The 5,857-nt window shown below is 66.7% G+C and carries 5 protein-coding genes and 1 pseudogene; 3 read left to right on the forward strand and 3 right to left on the reverse strand.

What is annotated here, in order from left to right:
* On the forward strand, positions 1–1,100 hold a 1,100-nt coding region (gene purB, locus ADBZ5N_RS16975; protein ID WP_526259442.1), incomplete at its 5' end, for an adenylosuccinate lyase.
* A 34-nt stretch (positions 1,101–1,134) separates the two neighbouring features.
* Here the strand turns inward: purB and ADBZ5N_RS16980 are convergent.
* Entirely contained in the window at positions 1,135–1,995 is an 861-nt protein-coding gene (locus ADBZ5N_RS16980) for a DUF559 domain-containing protein (RefSeq protein ID WP_526259444.1), read from the reverse strand.
* A gap of 67 nt (positions 1,996–2,062) precedes the next feature.
* Positions 2,063–2,689, reverse strand: a complete 627-nt coding sequence (locus ADBZ5N_RS16985; protein ID WP_526259446.1) for a hypothetical protein — start codon at positions 2,687–2,689, stop codon at positions 2,063–2,065.
* A 50-nt stretch (positions 2,690–2,739) separates the two neighbouring features.
* On the opposite strand from ADBZ5N_RS16985, the gene ADBZ5N_RS16990 reads away from it, so the two are divergent.
* A complete protein-coding gene (locus ADBZ5N_RS16990; protein ID WP_526259448.1) occupies positions 2,740–3,645 on the forward strand; it encodes a phosphoribosylaminoimidazolesuccinocarboxamide synthase in 906 nt (301 codons plus the stop codon).
* Positions 3,642–5,771, forward strand: a complete 2,130-nt coding sequence (locus ADBZ5N_RS16995) for a S9 family peptidase (RefSeq protein ID WP_526259450.1) — start codon at positions 3,642–3,644, stop codon at positions 5,769–5,771. Before ADBZ5N_RS16990 ends, ADBZ5N_RS16995 begins: the two co-directional genes overlap by 4 nt.
* Here ADBZ5N_RS16995 and ADBZ5N_RS17000 read toward each other — a convergent pair.
* Positions 5,768–5,857, reverse strand: a pseudogene (locus ADBZ5N_RS17000) (3-oxoacyl-ACP reductase); the annotation flags it as partial. The gene ADBZ5N_RS16995 and the pseudogene ADBZ5N_RS17000 overlap by 4 nt on opposite strands.

Below are 5,857 nucleotides of genomic sequence, written 5' to 3' on the forward strand. Positions count from 1 at the left end.
TCGAACAACTGCAGATCCGCCAATCATTGCTGCTCGTGCACGCCCACGGTGTGGCCGTCGCCGCCCGGTTGGCCGAACATGCCGCGGCCTACCGCGACCTGGTGATGACGGGGCGAAGCCACAACGTCGCCGCCCAGGCCACCACGCTCGGTAAGCGGTTCGCCTCCGCCGCGCAGGAAACCCTGATCGCGCTGACCCGCATCCGGGAGTTGATCGACCGCTACCCACTGCGCGGTGTCAAGGGGCCGATGGGCACCGCCCAGGACATGCTTGATCTCTTCGACGGCGACGCCGATCGACTGGCCGGCTTGGAAGGGCGGGTGGCGGACTTCCTCGGCTTCGCCTCGGTGCTCGCCAGCGTTGGCCAGGTGTACCCGCGGTCGATGGACCACGATGTGCTCTCTGCGTTGGTGCAGTTGGGCGCCGGGCCGTCGTCGCTGGCGCATACGATCCGATTGATGGCCGGCCACGAACTGGTCACCGAGGGCTTCGCCGAGGGGCAGGTGGGTTCCTCGGCCATGCCGCACAAAATGAACACCCGCAGCTGCGAACGGGTCAACGGACTCCAGGTGGTGCTGCGCGGGTACGCCTCGATGGCGGCGGAATTGGCTGGGGCGCAATGGAATGAGGGCGACGTATTCTGCTCGGTGGTGCGCCGGGTCGCGTTGCCGGATGCCTTCTTCGCCATCGACGGCCAGATCGAGACATTCCTGACGGTGCTGGAGGAGTTCGGCGCCTATCCCGCGGTGATCCAGCGCGAGCTTGACCGTTATCTGCCGTTCCTGGCGACCACCAAGGTGCTCATCGCCGCCGTGCGGGCCGGGATGGGGCGCGAAGCCGCCCACGCAGTCATCAAGGAGCACGCGGTGGCCGTGGCGCTGGCGATGCGGGAACGCGGCGCCGAACCCGACCTGCTCGACCGATTGGCCGCCGACCCCCGGCTGCCGCTGGACCGGGCCGCCCTGGACGGCGCGCTGGCCGACAAGCAGTCCTTCACCGGGGCGGCCGGTTCGCAGGTCGATCGGGTGGTCGCCGCCGTGGCTGATCTGGCCAGCGCCTACCCCGACGCCGCGAAGTACACCCCCGGCGCCATCCTCTGACGATTTCGGTGTATTCGCGTGCGCCCAGCGCTCGCTAGCGCACCGAAATCGCGGCGCGGACCTCTGCGAGAACGCGCTCAGGATGTTGGGTGATGTCCAGCCAGGTGAACCGCAACACCTGCCAGCCCTGCAGAGCAAGCCAATTCTGCCGCACCCTGTCCTTCTGGAATGCCTCCTGGTCGCTGTGAAACGCCCAGCCGTCGATCTCGATAGCCACCCGCTGCGAGGGAAAGGCGAAGTCGACGGCGTAGGGGCCGATCGTGTAGTTGGCGCGCCACCCGTCGATCCCCGCACACCGCAGGAGCGCAACCACCACTCGCTCCGCCTCCGACCGTGCGCCGCCGGCCGCCGCGTCCAGCATGCGTCGTGCTGCCGGAGCACCGTGGCGGCCGGTGTTGCGAAGATGTGTTCGCTGCAGATCGAGCAGTCGGACGCGGCGTTGCAGGGCGGCGTCCATGATCCTCGGTCCGCCGCCCCTTCGGACCGAGGCCTCCAGCACCGTCAACGCAAGGCCGGTCACCCGCAGGCCGCGGTCCTCGAAGATGTCTTCGGCGCGCAGATCGCGGCGTCGGATCCGGATTCCCGGGCTGCCTCGGCCACTGGCCGTGCGCGGGACCGTGACCTCGAACACCCGGGGCTCAAGACTCATCAGGCCCAGCCACCATGCCGCAGCAAGTCCACTGGCGACTGCCCGGGGACCGCGGCCCCACACCGCTGCCCGGAGTCGGGCGGCGGCGGTGAACGGCCGGTCATCAACGAAGTACACGCCGGTGGCGCAGCGGCGCCAACGACCTGATCGCACCTGCCGGCGTACCGCGTATTCGCTGATGCCCGCCCGCTTGGCCTGAGCCAGCGTGATGACGCCATCATGGCGACGCAAGTAGTCCTCGATCACATCGATGTTTGACGGACAACCGGCCCAGCCGGTTCCGTTCGGTGCACTCGCGTGCGCTGAGCGCTCGTTAGCGCACCGAAGTCACCCGGGCCACACCCGCCGAACGCAACTCCAGGGCAGCCAGCCCCCGAACCGCCGCCGGATCCTGATGCCGCCAGGCCCCTACCGGATCAGGGGTGATCTCCGTCAACCGGCGCAGCGGCCGGTTCGCCAGCGCGCGAAGCGCCAGCAACTGCTCACCGGCCGGGGTCTGGGCCAGAGCGATCACCGTCCACTTGCGGCGGAAGAACCGGATCCGCAGGAACAGCCACGGCATCGCGACGGCAAGGATGGGTGGGGCCGCCACCGCGATGGCCAACAGCACCGCCAGCCAGGTAGCGGTGCTGTTCAGACTCTGCCCGGCACCGGCCAGATCCAGGGCCGCCTCACTGGCGGCGCGCAAGGGTTTAGCCACCGCATCACCCACCAGCGGGATGCGGTCAGCGTTGTCCCCGGCCGAGTTCAGGTTGTCCGACATGCCGTTGGCGCTGTTCTGCACCTGGGTGCCGACCTTGGCGAATACTGCGATCGCGTGATGCACGGCCGTACCGATCAGCACCCACACGGTGATCCACGCAATCACCAGGGCATCGCTGATCACCTGAGCGGTCAGTCGAGCCGGTGTCGTGGCATAGGGCAGGAAACGCGACTTCATGGGTCTGATCCCAGCACAAAGCAGGCATTCGCCCCCGATAGGCTGACGCGGTGCGTCCCGCCCTGACCGACTATCCCCACCTGGCCAGCGGCAAAGTGCGCGAGCTCTACCGCATCGACGACGACCACCTACTCTTCGTCGCCACCGACCGGATCTCGGCATTCGATTACATCCTCGACACCGCGATACCCGACAAGGGCCGCATCCTGACCGCGATGAGCGTGTTCTTCTTCGGTCTGGTCTCAGACCAGGGCGGAGCCCCCAATCACCTCGCGGGCCCGCCCGATGACCCCCGCATTCCTGCTGAAGTCCTCGGCAGGGCCCTGGTGGTGCGCCGCCTGGACATGGTGCCTGTGGAGTGCGTTGCCCGCGGGTACCTGACCGGTTCGGGACTACTGGACTACCAGCGCACCGGGTCGGTGTGCGGTATCGCCCTGCCGGCGGGACTGGTGGAGTCGAGCAAGTTCAGCCAACCGCTGTTCACCCCGGCGACCAAGGCCGACATCGGGGCGCATGACGAGAACATCACCTTCGACCGAGTCGTCGGCATGCTGGGGGAGGTGCGGGCCACCGAGTTGCGCGACGTGACACTGCAGACTTACAGCCAGGCCGCTGAGCATGCCTTGACGAAGGGAATCATCATCGCCGACACCAAGTTCGAATTCGGCGTCGACGGCGCGGGCCGGTTGGTTCTTGCCGACGAGGTGTTCACCCCCGACTCGTCCCGGTACTGGCCCGCCGACGGCTATCACGAGGGTGCCGTCCAACCCAGCTTCGACAAGCAGTTCGTCCGCAATTGGCTGACCGGGCCGGACTCCGGCTGGGACCGGCACGGCAGCGAACCTCCGCCCCCGCTGCCCGCTGATATCGTCGAGGCCACCTGCGAGCGCTATATCGAAGCCTACGAACGGATCTCAGGGTTGAAATTCGCCGACTGGATCGGGACGCCATCATGAGCAGGGCCGAATCCGCCGCTCCGGCGCCCAAGCGGGTCGACTCCAGACGGGTCCACCACGACGACGTCTTCCTCGACCCCTACGAATGGATGCGCGACAAGTCCGATCCCGAGGTCATCGCACACCTCGAGGCGGAGAACGCCCACGTCGATGAGATGACGGAATACCAGGAGCCGTTGCGCCAGAAAATCTTTGACGAGATCAAGGCCCGCACCAAGGAGACCGACCTGTCGGTTCCGCTGCGCCGGGGTGACTGGTGGTACTACGGCCGTAGCTTCGAGGGCAAGCAGTACGGCGTCCACTGCCGATGCCCGATCTCCGGGCCCGACGACTGGGAACCGCCCGTCTTCGACGAGCACACCGCAGTCCCGGGCGAACAGATCATCCTCGATGAGAACGTCGAAGCCGACGGCCACGACTACTTCGCCGTCGGTGCTGCCAGTGTCAGCCCGGACGGCAACCTCCTCGCCTACTCCACCGACGTCGTCGGCGATGAGCGATACACCCTGCAGTTCAAGGACTTACGGACCGGCGCACTGTACCCCGATCGCATCACCGGTATTGCCGCCGGGATAACCTGGGCCACCGACAGTGCGACCGTTTACTACACCACCGTCGATGAGTCGTGGCGGCCGGACACCGTGTGGCGTCACCGACTGGGCCACACCGGCCATGACGAGCAGGTCTTCACCGAACCCGACGAGCGGTTCTGGGTCGGGGTGGGCCGCACCCGCAGTAACCGCTACATCATCATCGCGGCCGGTTCGGCGATCACCTCCGAGATCCGGTTCGCCGACGCCGCCGATCCGCAAGCTGAGTTCACCACGGTGCTGCCCAGACGCGACGGCGTCGAGTACTCGGTGGACCATGCGATCATCGGTGGCGAGGACCGCTTCCTGATCCTGCACAACGACGGGGCCCCGAACTTCACCCTTGCCGAAGCGCCAGTCGACGATCCCTCCGCGCAAAGGACTCTCATCGCTGCCCGCGACGATGTCCGCCTCGAGGGCGTCGACGCGTTCGCTAGGCACATCGTGGTCCACTACCGTCGCGGTGCGCTGCCCAAACTGCAACTGTGGCCGCTGACGGACCGGGGCTACGGGACACCGGCGGACATCACGTTCGACTCCGAACTCATGGCCTGCGGTCTGGGCGGCAACCCGAATTGGGACGCACCACGCCTGCGGATCGGCGCCACGTCCTTTCTGACCCCGATGCGGATTTACGACATCGATCTGAGCACCGGGGAACGAACACTGCTGCGTGAGCAACCGGTCCTGGGTGGCTTCCGGCGCGAGGACTACGTCGAACGTCGGGACTGGGCCACCGCTGAGGACGGCACCCGCATCCCGATCTCACTGATGTACCGCAACGGCGTCGAATTCCCAGCTCCGACAGTGTTGTACGGCTATGGAGCCTACGAGTCCAGCGAAGATCCGCGGTTCTCGATTGCCCGACTGTCGCTGCTCGACCGCGGGATGGTGTTCGCGGTCGCGCACGTTCGAGGCGGCGGCGAGATGGGCAGGCTGTGGTACGAGCGTGGGAAACTTCTGGAGAAGAAGAACACCTTCACCGACTTCATCGCCGCAGCAAGTCATCTTGTCGATATTCGCCTGACCCGGCCGCGAAATCTGGTGGCACTCGGCGGCAGCGCCGGCGGGTTGCTGATGGGTGCGGTGGCCAATATGGCGCCCGACCAGTTCGCCGGCATCCTGGCCCAGGTTCCGTTCGTCGACCCCCTCACGACGATCCTCGATCCTTCCCTTCCGCTGACCGTGACCGAGTGGGACGAGTGGGGCAATCCGCTGGAGGATCGCGACGTCTACGACTACATGAAGTCCTACTCGCCGTATGAGAACGTCGCAGCCAAGGACTACCCGGCGATCCTGGCGATGACGTCTCTCAACGACACCCGCGTGCTCTACGTCGAGCCGGCGAAATGGGTTGCGGCGCTGCGGCATCACAAGACGGATTCGCGTCCGGTTCTGCTACGCACCCAGATGGCGGCCGGCCACGGTGGCATCAGCGGGCGTTACGAACGGTGGAAGGAAGCGGCCTTCCAGTACGCCTGGCTGTTGGCGACCGCCGATCCGGATCGGTTCGGTGAGCCCGCTGCCAAGAACTAGCGGCCGGTACCGCTGGCTGTTGTGGCGATCCCGCCGTCCACCGGGATGACCGCCCCTGTCAGGTAGGAACCCGCTCTGCTGGCCAG

It is taken from the genome of Mycobacterium sp. (assembly GCF_044370595.1).
Taxonomy (GTDB): Bacteria; Actinomycetota; Actinomycetes; order Mycobacteriales; family Mycobacteriaceae; genus Mycobacterium.